This is a genomic window from Paenibacillus sp. SEL3, from assembly GCF_054602585.1.
The window spans coordinates 6,429,232-6,450,396 of sequence record NZ_CM137725.1; the positions used below are offsets into that span (position 1 = coordinate 6,429,232).

16 protein-coding genes are annotated in these 21,165 nt (G+C 45.2%); 5 read left to right on the forward strand and 11 right to left on the reverse strand.

What is annotated here, in order from left to right; all coding sequences use genetic code 11:
* Window positions 1-114 precede the first annotated feature (114 nt).
* Together ACYCS5_RS28925 and ACYCS5_RS28930 are read left to right on the forward strand one after the other, a co-directional pair.
* Window positions 115-1,293, forward strand: a complete 1,179-nt coding sequence (locus ACYCS5_RS28925) for a M20 family metallopeptidase (RefSeq protein WP_459760567.1) — start codon at window positions 115-117, stop codon at window positions 1,291-1,293.
* A gap of 51 nt (window positions 1,294-1,344) precedes the next feature.
* Window positions 1,345-2,406: a glycine-rich domain-containing protein gene (locus tag ACYCS5_RS28930; RefSeq protein ID WP_459760568.1), complete on the forward strand. Its 1,062-nt coding sequence runs from the start codon at window positions 1,345-1,347 to the stop codon at window positions 2,404-2,406.
* A gap of 87 nt (window positions 2,407-2,493) precedes the next feature.
* Here ACYCS5_RS28930 and glgA read toward each other — a convergent pair whose 3' ends face one another.
* Together glgA and glgB are read right to left on the reverse strand one after the other, a co-directional pair.
* The gene (gene glgA / locus ACYCS5_RS28935; RefSeq protein ID WP_029517457.1) at window positions 2,494-3,936 is read right to left on the reverse strand and encodes a glycogen synthase GlgA; all 1,443 of its coding nucleotides are present in this window, start codon (window positions 3,934-3,936) and stop codon (window positions 2,494-2,496) included.
* A 21-nt stretch (window positions 3,937-3,957) separates the two neighbouring features.
* Window positions 3,958-5,880, reverse strand: a complete 1,923-nt coding sequence (gene glgB / locus ACYCS5_RS28940) for a 1,4-alpha-glucan branching protein GlgB (protein WP_029517456.1) — start codon at window positions 5,878-5,880, stop codon at window positions 3,958-3,960.
* 235 nt (window positions 5,881-6,115) lie between these two features.
* On the opposite strand from glgB, the gene ACYCS5_RS28945 reads away from it, so the two are divergent.
* Window positions 6,116-7,342 carry a glucose-1-phosphate adenylyltransferase gene (locus ACYCS5_RS28945; protein WP_459760569.1) on the forward strand — a complete coding sequence of 409 codons (1,227 nt, stop codon included), beginning with the start codon at window positions 6,116-6,118 and terminating at the stop codon, window positions 7,340-7,342.
* A gap of 86 nt (window positions 7,343-7,428) precedes the next feature.
* Here the strand turns inward: ACYCS5_RS28945 and ACYCS5_RS28950 are convergent, their stop codons facing one another.
* The 5 genes from ACYCS5_RS28950 to ACYCS5_RS28970 all read right to left on the reverse strand — a co-directional run bounded on the left by ACYCS5_RS28950 (window position 7,429) and on the right by ACYCS5_RS28970 (window position 12,846).
* Window positions 7,429-8,853, reverse strand: coding sequence for a sensor histidine kinase (locus ACYCS5_RS28950; RefSeq protein WP_029517454.1), 1,425 nt, complete (start codon window positions 8,851-8,853; stop codon window positions 7,429-7,431).
* Window positions 8,850-9,548: a response regulator transcription factor gene (locus ACYCS5_RS28955; RefSeq protein ID WP_007432526.1), complete on the reverse strand. Its 699-nt coding sequence runs from the start codon at window positions 9,546-9,548 to the stop codon at window positions 8,850-8,852. Before ACYCS5_RS28955 ends, ACYCS5_RS28950 begins: the two co-directional genes overlap by 4 nt.
* Window position 9,549: 1 nt before the next feature.
* The gene (locus ACYCS5_RS28960) at window positions 9,550-10,884 is read right to left on the reverse strand and encodes a hypothetical protein (protein ID WP_322252736.1); all 1,335 of its coding nucleotides are present in this window, start codon (window positions 10,882-10,884) and stop codon (window positions 9,550-9,552) included.
* A complete protein-coding gene (locus ACYCS5_RS28965; protein WP_459760570.1) occupies window positions 10,881-11,606 on the reverse strand; it encodes a phosphonate ABC transporter ATP-binding protein in 726 nt (241 codons plus the stop codon). Before ACYCS5_RS28965 ends, ACYCS5_RS28960 begins: the two co-directional genes overlap by 4 nt.
* Window positions 11,607-11,688: 82 nt before the next feature.
* A complete protein-coding gene (locus tag ACYCS5_RS28970; RefSeq protein WP_459760571.1) occupies window positions 11,689-12,846 on the reverse strand; it encodes an MFS transporter in 1,158 nt (385 codons plus the stop codon).
* A 442-nt stretch (window positions 12,847-13,288) separates the two neighbouring features.
* Between ACYCS5_RS28970 and ACYCS5_RS28975 the strand changes: the two genes are divergently transcribed.
* Window positions 13,289-14,206 carry an ArsR family transcriptional regulator gene (locus ACYCS5_RS28975; RefSeq protein ID WP_459760572.1) on the forward strand — a complete coding sequence of 306 codons (918 nt, stop codon included), beginning with the start codon at window positions 13,289-13,291 and terminating at the stop codon, window positions 14,204-14,206.
* A gap of 66 nt (window positions 14,207-14,272) precedes the next feature.
* Entirely contained in the window at window positions 14,273-15,037 is a 765-nt protein-coding gene (locus tag ACYCS5_RS28980) for an HAD family hydrolase (protein WP_459760573.1), read from the forward strand.
* Between the two features lie 32 nt (window positions 15,038-15,069).
* On the opposite strand, the gene ACYCS5_RS28985 is transcribed toward ACYCS5_RS28980, so the two are convergent.
* The 4 genes from ACYCS5_RS28985 to thyA form a co-directional block, all read right to left on the reverse strand.
* Entirely contained in the window at window positions 15,070-17,394 is a 2,325-nt protein-coding gene (locus tag ACYCS5_RS28985; RefSeq protein ID WP_459760574.1) for a type IA DNA topoisomerase, read from the reverse strand.
* 516 nt (window positions 17,395-17,910) lie between these two features.
* Window positions 17,911-19,398, reverse strand: a complete 1,488-nt coding sequence (locus ACYCS5_RS28990; RefSeq protein WP_459760575.1) for a glutamate synthase subunit beta — start codon at window positions 19,396-19,398, stop codon at window positions 17,911-17,913.
* Between the two features lie 238 nt (window positions 19,399-19,636).
* Complete coding sequence (locus tag ACYCS5_RS28995) at window positions 19,637-20,125, reverse strand: dihydrofolate reductase (RefSeq protein ID WP_069011722.1); 489 nt, start codon at window positions 20,123-20,125, stop codon at window positions 19,637-19,639.
* Window positions 20,126-20,142: 17 nt separating this feature from the next.
* Window positions 20,143-20,937 (reverse strand): thymidylate synthase, encoded by a 795-nt coding sequence (gene thyA, locus ACYCS5_RS29000; protein WP_069011721.1) that lies wholly within the window; start codon window positions 20,935-20,937, stop codon window positions 20,143-20,145.
* Window positions 20,938-21,165 lie beyond the last annotated feature (228 nt).

Sequence of the window (21,165 nt, forward strand, 5' to 3'; positions counted from 1 at the left end):
TAAGATTGTGTCATTATAAATGAATATGCATGATTATGCAATGAATGTTATAGTACAATTTCAGCATACCTAGCGCAGTACCTACATTACAGCTTATATAAAGGAGTTTTCAGCATGAATTTTAAACAGACCATTCAAAAGACAATTGAGCAGCATGCCCCACGCTTTAAGGACATTTCGTTATATATTGGGGCAAATCCTGAACTTGGAAACGAGGAATTTCTGGCCGCTGCCCGTTTAAAAGAAGAACTCATTTTTCACGGTTTTGAGGTCCAGGCACCCGTATTGGGCATAGAAACAGCCTTTATTGCAACTTACAAAGCTGAAAAATCCGGGCCGGTTGTCGCTTTTCTGGCAGAATATGACGCTCTGAAAGGTTTAGGACACGCCTGTGGGCACCATCTGATATGCATGATGAGTACCGGTGCTGCCGTTGGCCTCAAGTCGATCATCAACGAAACTGGTGGAGAAGTACGGGTATACGGCACACCTGCCGAAGAAACTCGTGGTGCTAAGGTCCCTATGGCCGCTGCCGGTTTGTTTGATGATTGCGACATAGCACTTATGACGCATCCTTATGATCGTTACGAAAAATCAGGCAAATCGCTGGCGATTGATGCTGTACAATTCGAATTTTTTGGTCAATCCGCTCACGCGGCTGCCAGCCCGCACGAAGGCATTAACGCGCTGGACGCTGTGATTCAAACGTTCAATGGCATCAATGCGTTCCGTCAACAAGTAAAAAGCACAGTGCGTATCCATGGGATCATTAATCAGGGTGGCCAAGCAGCCAATATTATTCCTGATTACGCCTCAGCGCAATTTTATGTAAGGGCCGCTACACGTCAAGAACTGAACCCGCTGACTCGCCGTGTTATTCAAATTGCTGAAGGAGCTGCTTTACAGGCCGGGTGTCGTTTGGAGACCTCCAATTATGAGACTTCTTATGATGAAATGGTCACGAACCGTGTACTTTCCGATGCGTTTACCGCAAATTTGGTACAGGCTGGCATTTCGCAAGAAGATATAACGGAAGGCGAAGATCATGGCTCTATGGATATCGGAAATGTATCGCTTCATTGCCCTGCTATCCATCCTTACATTCAAGTTATTGACGAGAAGCATGCCTTGCATACACCAGAATTCCGCGATTTGGCGATGCAGGACCGAGCCATGGAAGGAATGCTGCTGGCTGCGAGAACTTTGGCATGGACTGCTTGCGATGTAATCACGAATCCTGAACTGCTAGCCCAGATAAAAAAAGAATTCGCTCTGCTGAATAACGAATGCTAAATCTTAATTCCGTGTTATTTCAGAAAGGAGTAGCCAGCCATCATGGATAGTATGAGTAGCTTTTGGACGTTGTTTATTGTGATAGACCTCATCATTTTTTGGTTTATATTCCGTGCAATACGCAGGAACCGGGGAAACAGAAAAACACGGCGCCGGAATGCTTTTTTCCTCAGCTCCCCTTCTCCTTCTTCCCTTTCGCAGGAGCGTCATCCAGAGATTACGGAGCTGATGCAGCTATTGGAGCAATCCATTCCCGTCTCCTATGCTCATAGCGTAAGGAATCGTGTAATGGAAGCCCACCCAGAGATTACGGAGCAAGAATATGATTGGCGTTGGCATGAGCTAAAACGATATTTTATGCTATGCGCGATTATGAATCGTGTGCCTATGTTCAGTAGTGATGTGGATGAATTATGGCACGAAATGTTGATGTTTACCCGCGAATATCAGCAATTCTCGGAAGCTTTTTTTGGTCGTATGCTTCACCATGCGCCCCATTCTGGCGGCTCTCAGCCGATGCCGGAGGAGCGTGCGTGGTTTGATTGGTTGTATGTGGAATGCTTTGGCTGGAACCGCTATAGCGCCAGTTTGTGGGGGACTTTTTTTAATCATCCATTACCGAACGACGAGCTTTCACACTATTACAAACTCACAACTTCGGCGCAGCCAGCAGGTAACCGTTGGAATACTCAGGAGAATATAGCCATTTCACAGCAAGCCCAACAAACGGTTCATAAGATTGTACAACATCTGCGCGAGCGGGTGAATAAAGCGGTGGATGATCCTGAGGGTAAGCAATTGCCTAAGGTCAACTATTTACAGGTCGACTATCTGTTATTAGCTGTTGTATGGTATTCATGGTATCAACCTGAACAATTTGCCATACACATGCACCCGGATGCTACAGGCAATGCCGGGTTAGCTAGCTCATCTGGTTGTAGCTCGGCAAGCGGCTGCTCGAACTGGGATACGCATCACTCGCATCATCATTCCTCCCATGACAGTTCTCATCATGGAGGCTCTTCTCACCATGATTCAGGCGATTCTGGTAGCCATTCTTCGTGTAGCAGCGGCTCTTCATGTGGAAGCAGCTGTGGTGGCGGGGGCGACTGATCATAGCAAAAAAGGGAATTCCTCAGCCAAACACTGGCTAAAGGGATTCCCTTTTTCATTAATATGAATATGGTGTTCCTACTCCGTTCAGTCCGTCTTTGTGAGCAAATGGTAAATATCCATATACGCTTCGGCTGAAACATCCCAACTATATTCTCCTGCGAAAGCCGTCTGTGTAAGCTTCGACCAATGCTCAGATTGGCGATAAAAATGAACAGCACGACGAATGGTGTTCAGCATATCATGTGCATTGTAGTTCGTGAAGCTAAATCCATTTCCTTCCCCTGTAGACTCATTGTAAGCCTGCACGGTATCGTTAAGGCCCCCAGTTTCTCGCACAATAGGGATACTTCCATAACGAAGCGCTAGCAGTTGGCTGATCCCGCAAGGCTCAAACCTTGATGGCATAAGATACATATCGCTTGCCGCATATATTTTTCGTGACAGAGGTTCGCTAAAAGCAAGCTGCGCCGACATTTTCAGTGGATAGCGTCCCGCTGCCTCACGGAACCAATGCTCAAAAGCCGGATCCCCTGTTCCCAAAACGACAAACTGGATATCATCATAATACAAGATTTCATCAAGCACTCTCGTTACCAGATCTAGCCCCTTCATATCTACAAGTCGGGTTACCATGGCAATCATAGGTACGTCCGGCCGTACCGGCAGACCCAGCTCCTTTTGCAGACCAATTTTGTTTTCCTTTTTCTTTGTCAGACTCGTTCGGTACTTCGTATAAATACGATTGTCCGTAGCAGGATTATAGCTTTTGGTGTCAATTCCGTTCACAATCCCTGTTAAGCGACCCTGATCTCCCAATTTACGAAGCAGACCCTCAAGCCCATATCCGTAAAATTCCGTTTGAATCTCCTCTGCATAGGTCGGACTCACGGTCGTGACATGATCCGAGTACGTAAGCCCACCTTTCATAAAATTCAGTCTGCCATGATACTCCACACCCTCGGAGGTGAAATAGCTCCCATCCAGGTTGAGCAGCTCAGTTAAGACCTCATACGGAAAATCCCCCTGATACAGCAGATTATGTATGGTAAACACCGTGCGAATATCGCTGTAGAAGGGCAAATGTCGATAATCGGCATTCAGAAGCAGCGGAACCATTGCTGTATGCCAATCATGACAATGCAAAATATCCGGCCGAAAGTTCAGTTCAGGCAGCATTTCTAAAATCGCTCGGTTAAAAAAGGAAAAGCGTTCGCCATCATCCATATAACCGTAAATACCGTCACGACCGAAGTAATACTCATTGTCTATAAAATAAACCTTGATTCCGTCTAATGTCAGTTCCTCTATTCCACAATATTGATTACGCCAGCCTACGGCTACTTGCTTTACCGCTACCGGACGTAGAGACTTTTTATAAGTATCGGGAATCCCCGCATATTTAGGCAAAATGATTCGGACGTCGCACCCCGCCTGACGAAGTGCCTTCGGCAGTGCGCCAATGACATCAGCCAACCCGCCTGTTTTAATAAATGGATGTGCTTCTGCTGCCGCAAACAAAATGTTCATATATGCTTCCTCCTTATGTGGTTAATCTGCTTTTTTAGGCCTCCGAGGCGCTTTCTTGAGTATAACGATGCTCAGGGGTGGTATAGTCACCTCCAAGCTGTGAAGCTGACCGTGGCAAGGAATACGGGCGGTCCGTATCATTCCGGTATTTAGCTGGCCACTTCCCCCAAAGTCCTTATGATCACTGTTCAGCAGTTCGATATAACTCCCGGCCTTTTCCAGCCCAATTCGGTAGTTCTCTCTCGGTACGGGCTGAAAGTTAATAAGCACGACCAATGTATCTCCTGGCTTTTTACTTTTACGTAAATACGTAATTACGCTCTGCCCACGGTCCTCCGCCTCAATCCACTGATATCCATCCCACGAATGATCCAGTTCCCATAGTGCCTTTTCCTGAATATACAAATGATTCAGCGCTTTCGTAAAAGCGTGCAGCGAACGGTGACTGTCATAATCCAGCAGAAACCAGTCAAGCTGCTCCTCATCCTTCCATTCGATGAATTGGCCGAATTCCCCTCCCATAAATAATAGCTTTTTGCCCGGCGAGGTGAGTTGGTAACCGAGAAGCGCTCGAAGCCCGGCAAATTTTTGCTCATAGTTACCTGGCATTTTATCAAGCAGCGACTTCTTACCATGAACAACCTCATCGTGCGACAATGGCAGTGTAAAATTTTCGCTGTACGCATAAGCTATGGGGAATGTCAGCAAATTATGGCGCTCCGGTCTCTGATCGAAATTCGTTTCGATATAATCAAGCGTATCGTTCATCCAGCCCATATTCCATTTGTAATTAAAACCGAGTCCTCCATCGCTTACCGGGGAAGTTACCATAGGCCAGGCACTGGACTCCTCTGCCATCATCAGAGCATACGGATAATAGCGGAATACTGTTTCATTCAGTTGTTGAAGGAAGGCAATAGCCTCCTCATTTTCAATACCTCCCTTAGAGTTAAAACGATATTGACCGTCCTGCTTTTCAAAATCCAGCCGTAGCATACTCGTCACAGCATCTACGCGCAGGCCGTCAATATGGTACATATCCATCCAAAATAACGCATTAGATATCAGGAAAGAACGCACCTCCGGTTTGCTGTAATCAAACGTCAGCGTTCCCCAGCCGGGCTTTTCCGCAATCAGCGGATCCGCATATTCGAACAGGGGCGATCCGTCAAACAGCCTTAATCCATGAGCATCTTTTGCAAAATGGGCTGGGACCCAATCCATCAGCACTCCAATTCCCGCCTGATGGCAACGATCCACCAAATACATAAAATCATGCGGTTCTCCATAACGGCTTGTGAGTGCAAAATATCCAGTAAGTTGGTAGCCCCAGGAAAGATCATACGGATGTTCACTCAGCGGCATCAGTTCAATATGTGTATACCCCATATCAGTCACATAAGGCACAAGAAGCTCAGCTATTTCCCTGTATGTATAAAACGTACCATCTTCTTTTTGCTTCCAAGTGCCCAGATGAAGCTCATATATGTGTAGAGGCTTTCCATACGGTGCTCTACGTTTTCGGCGCCAAATCGCATCGTTCCAAGTATAACCATCTATAGAAGCTACCACAGAAGCCGTTGCCGGTCTCACTTCAGCACGTACCGCGTAAGGGTCTGCTTTCAGAAATCGTTCACCGTTTGCACCCGTAATGTCGTATTTGTAAAAAGTTCCTTGGGATATCCCCGGAAAAAAACGACTCCAAAAACCGGATTTGGGAACCCTATATAAGGAATCCTGTTCCCCATTCCAGTTGTTGCGATCTGTAGCAAGCCCGACATGGAGAGCATGAGGAGCCCAGACCGTAAAACGGACGCCCTGTTCTCCGTTCTCCACAGTAAGGTGGGAACCCAAAGATCGGTAGCTGTGATAAAGCGTTCCTTCATGAAACAAATAAATATCTTCCGATGAAATAGCCTGTTGCGGAAGAGTTTGGTCTGTCATCACGTCACCACCCTTATATGTTTGTAAGTAAAAATGTATGAATCGGTAATGCATTCGCTTTTGGCTCAAAGCTGACTTGAGTTATTACCCCATTCTAGCCACAATGAACAGAAAAATGACTAGGAAAAAAATAAACCTTAGTTTTTGGGGAATCTTATATACCTAATGGTTTCAAGAGTACCCCATACCGTTTATGTATGTACTACACTGACAACTAAACCGGGAGGGAAACGAAATGTTTAATAAAGAATGCATTGCCATGCTGCTGGCAGGCGGAGAGGGACGCCGTCTTGCTCCCCTTACTTCAACGATTGCAAAACCCGCCGTACCTTTTGGCGGTCATTACCGAATCATCGATTTTCCTCTCAGTAACTGCGTAAATTCAGACATTGATACTGTAGGTGTACTGACGCAATATGAGGCAGAATCCTTGCACGAACATATCGGGGATGGAACACCATGGGGTCTTACAAAAACAGATGACAAAGGAATTACCCTGCTTCCATCTTACAACACAGGTAACGCTGAATACTTAGGAACGGCAGATGCTATTCATAAGAATATTGAATATATTGACAGCCAAAATCCGGAGCATGTGCTTATTTTATCCGGTGATCATATCTACTATATGAATTATCGCGAAATGCTGAACCACCATAAGGAAAAAGGAGCTGCGGCTACCATTTCTGTCATGGAGGTACCTTGGGATGAAGCACACCGTTTTGGTGTTATGAGTGCGGATGAAGATCTACGTGTCATAGAATTTGCAGAGAAACCTGAGAAACCGGAAAGTAATTTGGCCTCTATGGGTATTTATCTTTTCAAATGGGATTACTTGAGAAACTACCTGTTAGAAGACGCACAGGATGCTCAATCCAGTCATGATTTTGGTAAAGATATCATACCTAAAATGTTAGCGGATCAAGAATCCTTGTACGTTTATGAATTCCAGGGCTATTGGAAGGACGTAGGTACCGTTAAAAGCCTGTGGGATTCACACATGGATTTGTTACACGAGAATTGTGCGATCGACCTTCAACGTAAGGATTGGCCGATGTATACACGTGAACGCCGCACAAGGTTGAGCGCACAAAAGGTACCTAACCGTCAAACGCAGCCATTGGGCAGCTTGTTGCATGATTCCTGTCAAGTAGAGGGCCGAATTGAACGCTCCGTTGTATTTAGTGGTGTCGAGGTAGGTAAAGGATCAGCCATCAAAGAAAGTATCGTTATGCCGGACACACGCATTGGACGTAACGTCCATATTGAACATGCGATTATCGGTGAAGGTGCTGTGATTCGCGATGGTGCTGTCATTAAAGGCAGTCCGGGCGAAATTATGGTCATCGGACCCAATGAAGTGGTATTTGGTAAAATGGCGGTACGGCCGCAAACTACACGTATGCTGAAAGAAGCTTACGAGCGCAATACACGCTTGCGTGCCGAAGGTTTTACTTCATAACGTTACCCCAAATCAAAAACAGCCAGCCCTCCCGATTTAAGAGGACTGGCTGTTTTTCTAATTGCACCTATAAGTAGGCTTTAAATCTATTCTTCAGTGAGTTGTGGTGGTTCCACGGATTGCTCTGCTTGCAGAGCAGGTAATGAAACCGTAATAGTGGTGCCAGCCCCCAGTTCACTTCTGATGAGCATCTGACCATGATGGCGCTCGACAAACTGTTGTGAGATTGCCAATCCCAGTCCAGTACCACCGTTTTGGTGGTCTACCTGGAAAAAGCGGTCTCTTACTCTGGCAAGATTTTCAGCACTAATTCCAATTCCTGTATCTTGTACGGATATCTCGATATTGCCATCAACCCGTTGAAGCGACAGAAAAATAATTGAGCTTTCATGCGAAAACTTGATAGCATTATCCACAATGTTCAAAAATACCTGTTTTAGACGGTTACCGTCTCCATGGACGAAATATGCCGCTTCTTCCGAATCAAGCTGAAGTTTTATTTGCTTCATTTCTGCTTTGGCCCATACGTTCAGCATAATTTCCTGCAAAAGCTCCCGAAGATCTACCGTTCCCATTACAAGCTTCATGGCATTTTGCTCCAGCTTGGAAAAATCGAGAATTTCCTCCACCAAGCCAATCAGCCGATCCGTCTCTTTAGAGATAATCTTCATCCCGATTTTCGTCTCTTCGGGGTCATAGCCGCCAGAATTTAACGTTTCACTCCAACCCTTAATAGATGTAAGCGGAGTACGCAATTCATGAGATATAGATGAAATAAAATCATCCTTGATTTGATTTGTTCTGACAATTTCCTGTGCCATATAGTTCAGTGTCGAAGCCAGTTCACCCAACTCATACCGATAATCGCCTTCAATGCGTGTATCAAACCTTCCCTGAGCCATCTGAGCAGATACATCGCGGATATTATTAATCGGTCTAACAATGGAATTCGCGAGCCCTGTACTGACCACAAATACAATAACCAGTACAGCTGCCATGATGCCAAGAGAAAACAGCGTAATCGTAAACAGCTTATCATTTACCAATTCCAGCGAGGTTGTATACCGAATAACGTACACCTGGTCTCCGACGATATTGTCCAGTTTTTGAGATACCGCCATCACCTGCTGCCCCGTGCTCGGTTGCTTTCCGATCCATTTGCCCGTATCCCCAGCTAATGCTTGTGTCACATCACTTGTTTGCACACTTAGATCTGCTGCAAAATTCGTTGAGTTATCAATTACATTTCCCTGTTCATCGAGCAACTGCAGTTCAGTAAAGGGCAGAGAAAATGTATTTAACAAATACGATTGCAAAGACTGTTCCGGCTCTTTAAATTTGGGTGCAAATTCACTTACCGATTCGATACGGCTTTCGATATGTTTGTAAATGGAATCGTAATAGTACGACCGGAGTGCAAACATAAAAATGACTTCTACTAACAGAAGCGCTAAGAACACTACGAAAAAATAGTGAAGCACAATCTGTCGGCGAATTCCCTTTTTGATCATTGAGACTGACCTTTCCATTTATATCCATGTCCCCAAACTGTTTGTAAAAAAGCCGGCTCGGATGGATTGTTTTCAATTTTCTGCCGAAGACGTCGGATATTCACATCTACAATTTTCGGATCGCCCATATACTCTTTGCCCCATACGTGATCAAGTAGAACATCTCGGCTGAGCGGCGTGTTCTCTTTTTCCAGAAAAAATTGAATCAGGGAAAACTCAGTCGGTGTCAGCTCAATCAGCTGCCCGTTCTTCTTAAATTGCTTAGCAATCAAATCTAGGGTGAACGGTCCAGACTGGAAGGACACTTTGGCTGCTGTTTCACGATGAACATTCACCCGACGCAATAACGATTGAATACGTGCAATCAGCTCCGTTGGGCTAAAAGGCTTGCTCACATGATCATCGGCCCCTACAGACAAGGCATAAACCTTATCCTGCTCCTGTACCTTCGCTGTGAGAAAGATAATGCCGATGCGCTCATTCGTCTCCCGGATTCTCCGACAGACTTCAAAACCATCCATACCGGGCACCATTACGTCAAGCAGTGCAATATCAATATCCCGCACCGTGTTCAAAATATTCAGAGCCTCATGCCCTTCCGACGCCTCCAGCACCTCAAAACCGTTACGTTTCAAATTAATGACGATAAAGCTGCGAATGGATTCCTCGTCTTCCATGATTAAAACTTTACTCACTCTACTCTACCTGCCTTTCCCCCAACTTGTTTTTAATGGTTTTACGCGGTTCCAGCTCACTGGATCGCTTAATGCCAATGACCTGCGCATTCGTTCGCCACAGTTGGCTATACCCTTCGTTGTTTCGCTCCCATTGTGACAACGAGAAAAATTTAATTTCCGCTATCGTTTTGTCTGTATCATCCAAAATAAAGCGCAAATAGCTGTCCTTCTTCGAAACTTTCGGATCAATCGTCACCTTGCCATGCAGCTCTTTCGGTAATCTGAAGTAGACCTGTTCATTAGAATCACGATACTGCTGCTGCTTAAAAATCGTTCCTTTCGCCCCGTCCCACTGATAGAACGACACAAAATATGGAACCTCATCCAGCGGCTTGTTACTCCAACCTTTAGGCTTCTCCAAATTACCAAATTCCAGAATACCGTCACCATCCACATCACCACTGGCGATGGTCGCATCCTTGAAGGTGACATCCATAAGATTAAGCTTCCTAAGCTTGCCGTGATCCATCACAATAACATTGGAAACGGTAGTGGTCTGGGCAATTTTGGTGTCTATAATAATCCCCTGCCTACCCTCGGCTACCTTGCCAGCAACGACATTATAGACATCTAAGACCTGACTGTCCAAATCCAACGATCCGATTTCCTTAAAGGTTCCCCCACTGAATTGGAATGTTTTAACTGTAAAGAATTCATTACGTCGCAGCGTGATAATCGTCAAATCATTCAATTTATCCCCGTTTAAGTCCATCTTGTTATGCTTAAAATCATCTACGACGAAGTCCGTATAACCTGTAGCATATATTTTCTCCAGAGTTCCTCCGGTATAGGAATACACGATGAGTCCCTTCTGGTCCCCGCCATCGCCACTATCTCCGCTGGAAAAACCCGCTACAATATCGAGTGTTCCATCATTCGTTAAATCCACGAGCTTAAATGACTCCAGCACAGTTCCTTCCCCATCAAACGTCAGCTTCTTTACCCACGTTCCGCCCTGATCTTCGAACAAGGCACCATGTATTTTTACGCTCTCATCTGGAGTTTCATAAAAGAGCACTGCTTCGTCTGTGCCATCATTGTTCAAATCACCCGTTCGAATTGGCGTCGGGTCATCTGGATCATTCGGCCTTAAAGGCTGTACCGCCCCTAGTTGCGTATTCACTGCACCATTCAGTTCCTGCTTCTCGTCAGACATCGTCGGTGTCTCCATCAGCGAAATGGGATCGCTAATAACATTACAGCCGCTTAAAAATCCAGCAAGGAGCAGCAAGGAACAGCAGCCAGTCACCATTCTCAACAGCATTATTTTCACTTCTCTTGCCGTCCCCTTCACAATTTGTTCTTTTCCGCTTGTGTCAATCGTCTTCCCTGAATATCAAACACCAATTCACCATCATTCAACCCCCATATACGGGAAGCAAAGCGTTCAGCCATTTCCAACGGCAGTACAGTCATGATCGTCACCCGCTCGTCAGAACACAGCTTGCGAAAAGTCTCCAATACATGCGCTACCGAAGCTGGATCAAGTCCATTTACAGGCTCATCAGCTAAAATAACTTTAGCTCCGTGCACGAGAGCACGCGCAGTCGCTACCCGCTGCCGCTCGCCACCGCTGAGCTTGTCGCATTTATCATGCGCCTTATCCAGCAGACCCAGATCCTCCAGTACGTCCATCGCTCCCATATAATCGTCGGAACGCACCATACCGGTCACCATTCTCCACATTGGAGTTTGACCGGATCTGCCAATGAGCACATTTTTAAGAGCGGTTCGATTCATATTTAGATGCGGGTTTTGCTCCAGGTATGCCCATTCCCGCTTTATTTTCATCTTGCCAGTCCAACCGGATTTCAGCACATCATTGCCACCTACAATTAAACTGCCTTCATCCCATGGCTCTTGTAAAGCAAGACAGCGAAGCAGCGTCGTTTTGCCGCTTCCACTTGGCCCCACTATGGCTATGAATTCGCCTTGATGAATTTCAGCATCAATTCCTCGAAGTAGCCGGGTCCGTTCAGGTCCCACTTGTTTGGTCAGCTTCCGAATTTTAATCATCTAAGTGATTCCCCTTTGCGCACCATCAATACTGTTTATATTTTATAGTAAATGTGAAACAAATACCATGCAAACCGCAGTTTTAAACCGCCGTTACTCTTTTTCTGGAAAACAAACCTAACAATCCGAAAACAATGTAACTACCACCAAGGAGAAGAAACATGCTGCCTTGAGTTCCAAAGTCCAGCAACCCCCCGCTAATATTAGGTCCGATCACACTTCCCAGATTAAAATGAAAGGATGCCAGTACATTCGCGGCTGCTAAAAATGATTTGGGCAACAGATCAGCGGCGTAGGCCAAACCGAGGGAGAAAAAGGAGCCTACTAAACCACCTGCTAGGGTCAGCAATATCAAAGTGAACATAAAATGATTGCCGCTCCATGGTAGCAACATAAAGGTCATTCCCCCTGCTATGCCTACGCTCATTAGCACCTTTTTACGTCCCCAACGGTCACTCAATATCCCTAGCGGCAGCTGCAGAACTAACCCTCCCAAACTGACGAACGGCAGCAAGGCGGCGATTTCATCGGTATGAAAGCCAATACGCAGGCCATAGACTGGAAAGTTACTGTTCAGGCTCGCTTCCATATAGCCATATAGAAATGCAGGCAAAAGAGCGTACCATGCCCAGCTGTAGCTGCGACGAAATCTTTGAGTGGGACGCGCCTCGGACTCCAGCTTCTCTGGTCTGGAGTCCGGCAGCTTAATTAACACCAACAGCAAAACAAGCAAGCACAATAAGGCCAACGCAGCAAATGGAACCAGCATTCCATAATCAAGTAGCCATAATCCCAATGGTCCTAATGCAAAACCCAGACCATATGACATACCATAAAAGGAAATGTTGCGGCCTCGCTTCTCTGCTGGAGTCACCAGCAATATCCATAGCTGCGCAGAGTAGTGCAATGCACTGTCACCAATACCTACTAGCAGACGCAGTATGAACCATACTCGAATATCAGGGATTAGCGGAAACAGCAGCAGCGTAATGAGCACTAGCACAAGCCCACCGGCCATCAGCTTTTTGAACCCTAACCAGCCCAATGTCCGTTCTGCCACCAACGTCATTGCAAATGAACCAATATACAGAGCAGCCGCATTCATTCCATTTAGTGAAGATGAAACTCCCATTTGTTCCAACGAGATTGACAGAATAGGTAATAATAAACCTTGGCATAATCCGGCAACAATAATAACAGCAATTAAAATAAAATAATGAACCCGTAACGACGACGACATCCTAGCTCCTCCTGATCGAACAAATAAAATAATAAAAAAATCAATGTTAAGAAATGATTTGCATTTGATTCCATAATCAATAATAATTCTTATCACTATGTATTCCATGCCGTCCTGCAAAACCGGCAAATCACATATACAAATTCAGGTGTAATTAGTGTATTAAAGAATAGAAGAAAAAAATCGCCATCTGAGATGACGATTTTACGGAAAGAGCTTGTCTGGTATGTATCCGACTCCTTCGGTTAAGGAGCCTCGTATGTTCAATCCGAACCCATTCACGTCACAACGCACTATTTCATATTATAGTGGACAATCCCTGGCAGAACAAGCCATAATAAATAAGTGAGCAATCATTAAAATGCTCATGTTTTGCTTATGGACGGGCTTAATTACGTTCACCGCTCTGGGCTAGAAGACAGAATAGGAGGCATTGGGTTCCATGAGTTATCAAATTAAAATAGACACTTCTCCAATTTATGAATTGCTCGGCAGCTTCATGGCCTATGTGACTAAAAAGTGGGTTCAAGATATGGACTTGGGCCATGAATGGATCGACAAGGTAGATGCACGACTACAACATGAAGTTCGTACTGAGCTGGCTACAGCTCAGGATTGCCCTTTTAGCGATTATGACGCACTCTATGCTTGGGCGTTACTTCGTCCGGAATCAGATGAAATATCTGATTATATCTCTTATTTGGACCACGGTCCGGATAAAGATATGTTTGAGTTGCTCGTTCCGCATATCCCTTTTTTAACCTTTGAAGAATCTTTACGCATTCGTAAGGTATACGCACCACTCCTCAGATTGTGGGATCGTGATTATTTTCGGGCCCTGGAAGGCGAACTGCGTGTGTTGGCAGAAGAAGACGCTGCGGAAAAGCGCATGCTGCTGAGTAAAATGGAACCGGAAGCACTGGTTGAATATGCGACAGCTGGACTAGTCGTGCCACACATGGAAGACCTGGATACAGTAGTCCTATTTCCAGTTGTCCATAATCGCCCGATTAATTCATACTGTTTTTATACCCGCACACTGCTGATCCAGTATCCAGTAGATATCCCCGAGGAGAGCGAGGAAGAACCGCCTACGCTTCTGCTACGGCTCACTCGTGCGGTTAATGATCCGCAGCGGCTACGAATTCTGCGTTATGTAGCTCAAGGTCCTAAGTCTCTCGAAGATATGCGCCATGATTTGAGCCGTTTGGAAGATACACTCATGTCTGATATGATGATTTTACGAGTCGCTGGTCTGCTCCGAATTCACATCGGACGTTATCATAAGGAAAGATTCAGCATCCGTCCCGATGGCGCGGCTGATTTACAGGTATTTTTGGAATCCTATATTGGATTGTAATTTGAATTGTACTTTTAGTTATAACCGAAGCAGCGTTAAAGCTTTGGCTTGGAAGGAGTATGCATCATGTCGTATCCGAAGCAGCACATTTTATTTGATCTTGATGACACCTTAGTCCACTGCAACAAGTATTTTGACCTGATCCTCAACCACTTTTTCGATTTGCTTCAGGAATGGTTTGCAACTCATAATCTAACGAAAAATACGATTCGTGAAAAACAAATCGAAATTGATGTGGCTGGAGTTCATCAAGTAGGCTTTGCCAGCGAGCATTTCCCACAATCTTTGATAGATACGTACCAATTTTTCTCGGAACAATTCGGACGCCGTCTCGATTCTCGGGAAGAGCAGGAGCTTCGCTCTCTTGGCCGAAGTGTGTACGAACAGGAAATCGAACCATATCCAGGCATGGTCGAAACGCTGAACTCCCTCCAAAAAGCAGGGCATTCCCTCCATCTGTATACTGGCGGTGAGCAGATCATTCAAGAAAGAAAGATTGAACAAATGAAACTGGCTACCTACTTTGATGACCGCATCTACATTCGCCAGCATAAAAATGTCAAAGCCCTAGAAGAAATCATCCAGATGAATCGCTTGGACCGAAGCATCACCTGGATGATCGGGAATTCTCTGCGCACTGATGTTTCTCCAGCCCTTGCCGCAGGTATTCATGCTGTATATCTCAAGCAGCCTAAGGAATGGATTTACAATATGGTTGAACTGCAAAAAAACGTGAACTCCGTGATGTATACGATACAGAAGCTAACGGAAGTACCACGGGTTATCCACGAAAGCATACAATTGCACCAACAAAAAAGGACCCTCGGATAGGGTCCTTTTTTTGTATTGGTCTAAACCCTGTCTCAGGATTGCTCTCGAACGCTAAGTTGTCCTGTACCAGGTTCATTCAGAACAATTCGCGCTTTGACGGTCGATCCATCTTTACGCTTAAAAGACAACAATTGCGTCTGTCCCTTCGTCAACAAGGACTTGAGCATCGTTTCGGTAATCTGCTTTCCAGCATATTCCTTCCAGACGACAAAACCACAACCCTGCTTGTAGTGGCTGCACCCATACCCTTTACGCCCTTCAATAATGCTTCCGCCGCAATTAGAGCGTGGACAGCTACCTAAAGCTTGCCTTTGGCTTCCTGAAATGCCTGAGGATCCGTCGGAAGAGCTGCGTGCTGGTGGTGCTGCTTGCTCTAGCGTTGCGCTTCCAGCGCTGCCACCGCGTCCTGATGTAGCACGCCCCACCCCTTTGGCGGCGGTGCGTCCGCTCGCACGCGCACTACGTGCGCCTTCTTTTCCAACCGCACGCTTCCCCCTTGCTTCCTCACCAAAGGCATTTGCCGGAGCCGGCGGCTGCTGCCTCACCTTATCAATGATGGACAACGTAAATCTTTTAACGTTCTCCATAAACTTCTCTTGAGCCGCCTCACCCTTGGAAATTTGATGTAGGCGACGTTCCCATTGACCTGTCATCTCCGGGGAGGCTAATAGATCAACCCCAGCATGACGGATCAGGTCAATAGCCATCTTTCCTTTTTCCGTAATAAGAATCTTTTTACCCTTCATTTCAATATAGCCAACTTTTTTCAATCGTTCAATTGTGGCGGCCCGCGTCGCAGGTGTGCCTAAACCGGCATCCTTCATGACCTCACGCAATTCCTCATTCTCCATCTGTTTACCCGCGCTTTCCATCGCCTTAAGCAATGTACCCTCCGTGTAGCTTTTAGGGGGCTGAGTCGCCTTTTCTTTCATCTCGGCGCGAACACAATCCACGGGACGCCCTGCATCGATCTCAAACTTCTTGTCCGTCCACTCGTCCGTTTCCTCTTCATCTTCTTTTTTCGGTGATTTGCTCTTTTTACCTTTATCCTGATCAACCTTACTTAAAACTACTTTCCACCCCAAGGAAAGAAGCTCTTTAATATTTGTTTTAAACAGATGCTTGTCCACCTGTGTCATTACGGTATGCATTTTGTATTCAGCAGGCGGAAAAAAATGCGACAAAAACCTGCGAATAACCAGGTCATATACATTTTGCTCTTCTTTGCTTAGTGTTCCTGGCCTTTTTAATGTCGGCAAAATAGCATGGTGATCCTCAACACGAGATGGATTGCAGACCGATTTATTCTGTTTATGAACCAAATTGGGGTTGGCTTGTTGGACCAGATCAGCATAAGGACCTGTACCCAGCATCCGTAGTGCCTTGTGCATGCCGTCTATATTTTGCTCTGTCACATAGTTAGAATTGGTACGCGGATAGGAAATGACCTTGTGGCGCTCATAAAGCGCTTGTGCCACATCCAGTGTTTTTTTGGCCGAATAACCGTACTTGGCATTCGCCTCGCGTTGAAGCAGCGTTAAATCGTACAATTTAAAAGGATACTCTTTTGTCTGCTTGGTGTCATATTTGGTGATTTTACCTATTTTTCCGCGAACAGCCGCAGCGATTTCCTCAGCTTCCTCTGGCTTCGTCAGCCTATCCCCCTGCCACGCACCTTTGTACTTGATCTGATCTTGCTTAAATTCTGCCCACACGTCATAGAAGGTTTGAGACTGAAATGCCTCAATTTCTTTTTCCCGGTCATGAATCAGTGCCAGCACGGGAGTCTGCACCCGTCCTACCGACAGCAGTGTGTTATGTCGTGTTGTGAACGCTCTGGAAGCGTTCATGCCGATCAGCCAGTCCGCTTCACTTCGTGCCCGCGCAGCTTGAGTCAGAAATTCAAACTCCGAAGCATCTCGCAATCGTTCAAAGCCTGTCGCAATACTTTCCGCTGTCAAGTCTGAAATCCACAGTCGCTTAACTGGCTGACGCAACTTTAATTGCTGTTGGATTAACGCAAAAATATATTGCCCTTCCCGTCCAGCATCACAAGCATTTACGATGGCATCGCAGCGTTTGGCCAGTTCACCAATCATTTTCAGCTGATCTTTTGTTTTCGGATTCGGTACAATTTTGAACTGCTCAGGGATAATAGGAAGATCCTTAATATTCCATCGCTTGTACTTAGCATCGTATGCATCCGGCTCAGCCAAACCCAGTAAATGCCCGATCGCCCAGGTTACAATGTATTTCTCCCCTTCCAAATAGGTACGGTTATTTTTAGCCCGCGGCTCCATAACAGCGGCAATCGTCCGTCCCATATCCGGTTTCTCAGCAATAATCAACGTCTTCATTCATACTCCATTCCTTCCTGACGGCCTTCTGTTTCTCCTCCATGAATCATACATATACATGGATATTAATGAAAACACAGGTATCCCGGCCTCATGCAAAAGGAGCCTTCTCCCGACGAAAGCTCCTTTGTAAATTCATTTAGTCAAACGCTTCAACAATATACGTGTATTATACCATAGATACCATGGTTCTCTCAGGTCATGATTTTAAATAGTCACCGAAAGTTATGTATATGTTAATTTACATTACATATATATCAGATTTTCTTGTGAAATAATTCTTTTTTCTATAAAAAAGCTACACTAAACACTCTTTTTTATGTTATGATCAATTTAGATAAGAAATATATGGTGATACGATTAAATTTAAGTTATATTATATAACATATATTTCACAATGTTTCACAGCTCAATAATCATTTATTCATTTTTCGCTTCTGGCAGACTCAGCTTGAAATACAATAAAGCCCCATCCGAAGATGGAGCTTTGACTGATCCGTAACATAAAATTTATAATTACACCAAAACGGTAGCGCCCATGAGGTATTTATCAACTTCACGCGCAGCTTCTCGACCTTCATTAATAGCCCACACAACAAGACTTTGTCCGCGACGCATATCACCTGCAGCAAAAACCTTATCCACATTAGTAACATATTTTCCATAACGTGCTTTAACGTTGGAACGACGATCCGTCTCCAAGCCAATTTGCTCTACAATCGTTTGCTCAGGACCATCAAATCCAATGGCAATAAGAGCAATTTGTGCAGGGAATACGCGCTCCGTACCTGGAATCGGTTGATAGATTTTGCGCCCTGTTTCATCAACAATCCGTTGAATTTGAATGGTGTGCAGCTCTTTCAGATTACCGTTTTCATCACCTACAAATTTGGTCGTCATGATGGAGAACTCACGTGGATCTTCTCCGAACAGCGCCTTAGCTTCTTCCTGTGCATAATCAAGAGAATACACGTTTGGAAATTGTGGCCAAGGATTGGCAATCGGGTCACGCTCCATAGGTGCTTTGGTATGTGTGCCAAATTGAGTGATACTCCGACAACCATGACGCAAAGAAGTAGCTACACAGTCCGAACCCGTATCACCGCCACCGATTACAATAACGTCCTTACCTTGGGAAGACAAATAGTTGCCATCTTCCAGATTGGAGTCCAAGTAACTTTTGATGGTACCATTCAGATAATCCATCGCATAATGAACACCCTTCAAATCGCTACCTTCAATGTTGAATTCTCTTGGCTTCGTAGAACCACCGCATAGAACAACAGCATCATATTCACCAATCAACTGATCGGTAGGGATATCTTTGCCGATTTCCGTATTGGTGATGAATTGAATACCTTCAGCCTCCAGCAAATCCACACGCCGCTGAACAACCTTTTTATCCAATTTCATGGACGGTATGCCATACATCAATAATCCACCCACACGATCTGCACGCTCATACACAGTCACGCTGTGCCCTGCTTTGTTAAGCTGAGCCGCTGCAGCCAAACCTGCCGGACCCGAACCGACAACAGCCACTCGTTTGCCTGTACGCTTTTCTGGCGGATTAGGGACAACCCAGCCTTCCTCAAAACCCTTTTCGATAATAGCTTCCTCAATGGTTTTAATTGTAACAGACTGTCCGATCAGTCCCACAGTACATGAACCCTCACATGGCGCAGGACAAACACGACCTGTGAATTCTGGGAAGTTATTCGTTTTGTGCAGCCGCTCTAGCGCTTCCTTCCACAAACCACGATATACGAGATTGTTCCATTCCGGAATGAGATTATGAACCGGGCAGCCTAAAGTTGCTCCCATGATATCCATCCCCGTATGACAATAAGGGGTTCCGCAGTCCATACAACGCGCCCCTTGGGTACGCAGCTCTTCCTCAGACATATGCTTATGGAATTCTTCCCAATCCTTTATACGCTCTGCCGGGTCCCGGTCTGTAGGAAGCTGTCGTGTGTATTCCATAAATCCAGTTGGTGTAGACATGTTACGTTCCCCCATCTCTTCGCTTATGAACCCCGATCATCCATTCAGAATTTAAGTCAAATTCGAATTTGTCTATTTGTATTATGAAAGGGTCTGTTCTCATTGAATTTGATTTATTGTATCACAATACAGCGTAAAAGTGATGAAAACTTATGCAACTTTCTGCATCAACAGCCAAAAGGATTTTTTATATGGTTTATTAATTTTTCAAATGAGTGGGGTCGGATATAGTCTATTCTTATTCGGTTCTCTCGTAAACAACAAAACGATACTCATAGGGATTTTTGTCATCCTTGATACCTGGGGTCTCACTAACTATATTCCAGCCGTTCCAATCCAGCTCAGGGAAGGTTGTATCGCCTTCAAAAACCTCCTCAATCCGAGTCACAATCAGCCGATCAGCATGTGGCCAAAACAGTGAATAAATCTCTGCTCCTCCGATGACCATTAACTCTTCCTGCTTTGCTAATTGGAGTCCTTCTTCCATTGAATGAATTACTTCCGCACCTTCCGTCTGATAGCGCAGATCTCGGGTCAAGACAACGTTACGCCGGTTTGGCAGGCTTTTTCCTCCAAAGGATTCCCACGTTTTGCGTCCCATGAGTACCGTTTTATTAATCGTCTGCTCTTTGAAAAAGGCCATGTCTCTAGGGAGGCGCCAGGGAAGTTTGTTATCTCGGCCGATCACACCATTTTGTGCCATAGCCCATATCATTGAAATGCCCATTTTCCCACCTCCTCTAATCAAATGGCGACAGGCGCCTTAATCCCTGGATGATATTCGTAATTTTCAAAAGCAAAATCGTCGTAGGTATAATCAAAAATCGAATCCGGCTTGCGCAGAATTTTCAACTGAGGCAACGGATAAGGATCACGTTCCAACTGTGTATGCACTTGTTGCATATGATTTGAATAAATATGCACATCGCCGCCTGACCAAATAAATTCGCCGGGCTCCAAACCGCACTGCTGTGCAACCATATGCGTTAGTAATGCATAACTTGCGATATTGAACGGCAACCCTAAAAAGGTATCCACAGAACGCATCGTTAGCATACAGGAAAGCTTCCCTCCAGCTACATAGAACTGAAATACAAAGTGACATGGCGGCAACTTCATCGATTCGATTTCAGCCACATTCCAAGCACTGACAATGTGTCGACGTGAATCCGGATTTTTTTTAATAGCTTCAATGACATTCGCAATTTGGTCAATATGTTGTCCGTCTGTTGTTTCCCACGAGCGCCATTGCGACCCATATACAGGCCCCAGATTCCCCTGCTCGTCTGCCCACTCATCCCAAATGGTAACTCCGTTCTCCTTGAGATAAGAAATGTTGGTATCTCCCCGCAAAAACCATAACAGCTCATGAATAACGGATTTCAAATGTACTCTTTTGGTGGTCACCAAGGGGAAGCCCTTGGCCAGGTCAAAACGGAGTTGCCTTCCGAAAACAGATAGTGTACCCGTTCCTGTACGATCCTCTTTTTTTACTCCATTCTCTAGAATATCCTCCAGCAGTTCCAAATAGTTACGCACGTTATTCCTCTCCTTTGAGCATGAATAAAAACCTGGCATCGCCAGATTCTAATCTTTAAAATTCTTTTCTGCACCCATATCTATAGTTAGTTTATCATGTACGGTACTTCGTTGACCATGTACTGTGTGAATTTTCATAGTAGTCCTGAAAATCCTAAAGTTTGAAAAAAAAGAGACAAAGAGCGCAGATATAGCGCTCCTTGCCTCTCTTTGTCATGTATGAAAACG